The organism is Streptomyces sp. MB09-02B (assembly GCF_033794485.1).
Lineage (GTDB): Bacteria > Actinomycetota > Actinomycetes > Streptomycetales > Streptomycetaceae > Streptomyces.
Genome location: NZ_JARGEE010000634.1, coordinates 1 through 3,624 on the forward strand (window position 1 = coordinate 1; position 3,624 = coordinate 3,624).

The following is a 3,624-nucleotide window of genomic DNA, read 5'->3' on the forward strand; positions in this document are numbered from 1 at the left end:
CCTACAACCTCCTCCACCCCTCCGCCCCCGACCGCCCGCTGTCGGCCCTGCCCGTCCGCACGGTCGTCCGGGGCACGGAGATCGACCGTCCGGCGCTGGCCCGCGAGATCGCGGATCTCCGCGCCCGTATCGCCACCACCGACCTGAAGGGAACGGCCGCGTGACCACCGAACGCAGGCGGGCGCTGATCGGCGTGAACGCCGGCATCTTCCTCGCCCACATCGGGAACTTCATCTGGTTCCCCGTCCTCGTCGCCTCCCTCGGCGGCACCGACAGCGGCTTCTGGGCCGGGGTCGTGATGTGCATGACCTACGTGGGCCGCCTCGGCGCGACCTTCTTCTACGAGGGGGTCGCCGCCCGGATCGGCATCCGGGGCGCGGTGTTCGCGGGCACCGCGACGGAGGCGGTGGCCCTGTTCCTGATGGGCTTCGGCGACGGCGTCCTCGTCTACTCCGTCCTGGCCTTCTTCATCGGCCTCGGCTCCGGCACGGCCTTCCCCGGCCTGAAGAACATCCTGGTCTCGTACCCCGACGACGAGCGCCCGAAGGCCTTCTCGACCTTCCAGATGTCGGCGCAGGTGGGCCTCTTCGGTGGCGCGCTGGTCGGCGGACTGCTCGCGGACGTCGACCTGCGCACCCTGTTCTCCGTCGTGTTCGCCATCTTCATCGGCTTCTGCCTGGCGTCCTCGGCGTTCATCCCGAGGGACGGCTTCGGGACCGTGGACAAGCCGGTGGACCGGGTGCCGCTGGTGAGCACGGCGGTCTTCAAGGGCATCGAGGTCCGCGGGGCCACCCGCTACTTCCTGCTCTCCGCCGTCTTCTGGTTCCTCTCCATCGGCTTCATGGTCGGCATCCCGCTGCACATGGAGGAGTACGCGTCCGGATGGGCCCCGTCGGCCCCCTTCTGGATCACGGGCCTGACGGTGCTGGTCCTCCAGTACCCACTGTTCAAGTTCCTGATCAAGCACCTGCGGCCGGGCGCGGTGATGGCGCTGGGGCTGGCGGGCATGACGGTCGCGTTCACGGCGTTCGGCGCGGGCCGTACCGCCCCCTGGGTGGTCGTGGGCTGCCTGACCGTGGTGCTGGGCGAGATCCTCTTCGTCCCCTCCTTCGACATCTGGGTCGCCCGCAAGGTCCCGGCGGACCGCCTCGCCAAGGCGATGGGCGCGATGCACTTCTTCCGCAGCGCCGGCAACATGATCGGCTCCCTGCTGGCGGGCATCCTCTTCGACCTCGCCCTGACCTGGGACGTCCCGGGCGCGAACTGGTACATCGCCGCGCTGATCGCTGCGGGGTGCGCTGCGGTGTGCCTGTTCAGCGGGGAGGAGGGGGTTGTGGCCTCCGCCCCGGAGACGGCGGACCCGGAACGGGAGGAGGCGCCGGCGTAGGGGCGCCTCATAGCTCGGGGCTGCCTGTTTCGTCGGCGGGTGCGGGTGCGGGTGCGGGTGCGTGGGGCTTCTCGCGCAGTTCCCCGCGCCCCAAAAAGACCAGGCCCCTGCGGGCCTGGAAGTCCGCGGGGCGCAGCCCCTGCTTTTCAGGGGCGCGGGGAACTGCGCGAGAAGCCCCACCGGAGCCGCACCCGCCGACGAAACAGGCACCACCCGAGCTCCCACGCGCCCCCCAATAGGGCGGCGGGATGAAATCCCTCTCCCGCCGTGTTGGTCTCATGCGGAGACCAGGACGAACGGAGGGCACCGGCGTGGCAGCGCAACAGGGGGGCGACCGAGGTTGGGCGCGCAGACTGGCCGGATACGCCTGGCGGTACCCCAAGGACGTGATCCTCGCCCTCGGCTCGTCACTGGCCGGTATGGCCGTGATGGCGCTGGTCCCCCTGATCACCAAGGTGATCATCGACGACGTGATCGGGGACAAGACACGGGACATGGCCCCCTGGGCCGTGGCCCTGCTCGGCGCCGCCCTCCTCGTGTACGTGTTCACCTACATCCGCCGCTACTACGGCGGCCGCCTCGCCCTCGACGTCCAGCACGACCTGCGGACGGAGATGTACGGCACGATCACCCGCCTCGACGGCCGCCGTCAGGACGAGCTGTCCACCGGCCAGGTCGTCGGCCGCGCCACCAGCGACCTCCAGCTGATCCAGGGCCTGCTTTTCATGCTGCCGATGACCATCGGCAACCTCCTGCTGTTCCTGATCTCCCTCGTGATCATGGCGTGGCTGTCCGTCCCGCTCACCCTGGTCGCGATCGCCGTCGCCCCCGCCCTGTGGTGGATCGCCCAGCGCAGCCGCACCAAGCTGCACCCCGCCACCTGGTACGCCCAGGCCCAGGCCGCCGCCGTCGCGGGCGTGGTCGACGGCGCTGTCAGCGGCGTACGCGTGGTGAAGGGGTTCGGGCAGGAGGAGCAGGAGACCGGCAAGCTCCGGGAGGTCGGGCGGCGGCTCTTCGCCGGGCGGCTGCGGACCATCCGGTTCAACTCCCGCTACACCCCCGCCCTCCAGGCCGTCCCCGCCCTCGGTCAGGTCGCCATGCTGGCGCTCGGCGGCTGGCTGGCCGTCCGGGGCCACATCACGCTCGGTACGTTCGTCGCCTTCTCCACCTACCTCGCCCAGCTCGTCGGCCCGGTCCGCATGCTCGCGATGGTCCTCACCGTCGGCCAGCAGGCCCGCGCCGGCACGGAACGCGTCCTGGAGCTGATCGACACCGAGCCCACGCTCACCGACGGCACGAAGACCCTCCCCGCCGACGCGCCCGCGACCGTCGAGTTCGACGACGTGTCCTTCGGGTACGAGGGGTCCGACGGCAGGACCACCCCCGTCCTCGACGGCCTCGGCTTCGAGATCCGGCCGGGCGAGACACTCGCCGTCGTCGGCTCCTCCGGCTCCGGCAAGTCGACCGTCTCGCTGCTCCTGCCACGCTTCTACGACGTGACGCGCGGCGCCGTCCTCATCGGCGGCCACGACGTCCGCGAACTCACCCTCGACTCGCTGCGCGCCGCGATCGGCCTGGTCCCCGAGGACTCCTTCCTCTTCTCCGACACGGTCCGCGCCAACATCGCCTACGGCCACCCGGACGCGACCGACGAGCAGATCGAGACCGCCGCCCGCGCCGCCCAGGCGGACCGTTTCATCGCCGAGCTGCCCGACGGCTACGCCACCAAGGTCGGCGAACACGGCCTCACCCTCTCCGGCGGCCAGCGCCAGCGGATCGCCCTCGCCCGCGCCCTCCTCACCGACCCGCGCCTGCTCGTCCTCGACGACGCGACCTCGGCCGTGGACGCCCGCGTGGAGCACGAGATCCACGAGGCGTTGTCCCACGTCATGGAGGGCCGCACCACCCTCCTCATCGCCCACCGCCGCTCCACCCTGGGCCTCGCCGACCGTATCGCCGTCCTCGACGAGGGCCGCCTCGCCGACCTCGGCACCCACGAGGAGCTGGAGCGCCGCTCGGCCCTCTACCGCAGGCTGCTCACCGACCCGGACGAGCTGGGCGGCGTCTCACCCGGCCACACCCCGCCGACCTCGCTCACCAAGACCGAGGACACCGCCGCGCGCGACTCGATACGGGACGAGCTGGACGCCGAGTTCGACGCCGAGCGCGGCATCACCCCCCGGCTGTGGACGGGCGACCGGGAGCCCCGGGACACCGCCTTCGACGGCACCCCCGCC

Annotated in this window: 2 protein-coding genes; both read left to right on the forward strand. The window is 71.6% G+C overall.

What is annotated here, in order from left to right; translation table 11 throughout:
- Positions 1-160: 160 nt before the first annotated feature.
- Entirely contained in the window at positions 161-1,387 is a 1,227-nt protein-coding gene (locus P1P70_RS42030; protein ID WP_319247379.1) for an MFS transporter, read from the forward strand.
- A 311-nt stretch (positions 1,388-1,698) separates the two neighbouring features.
- Positions 1,699-3,624 (forward strand): ABC transporter ATP-binding protein (locus P1P70_RS42035; protein ID WP_413471668.1); only part of this gene is annotated, 1,926 nt, incomplete at its 3' end.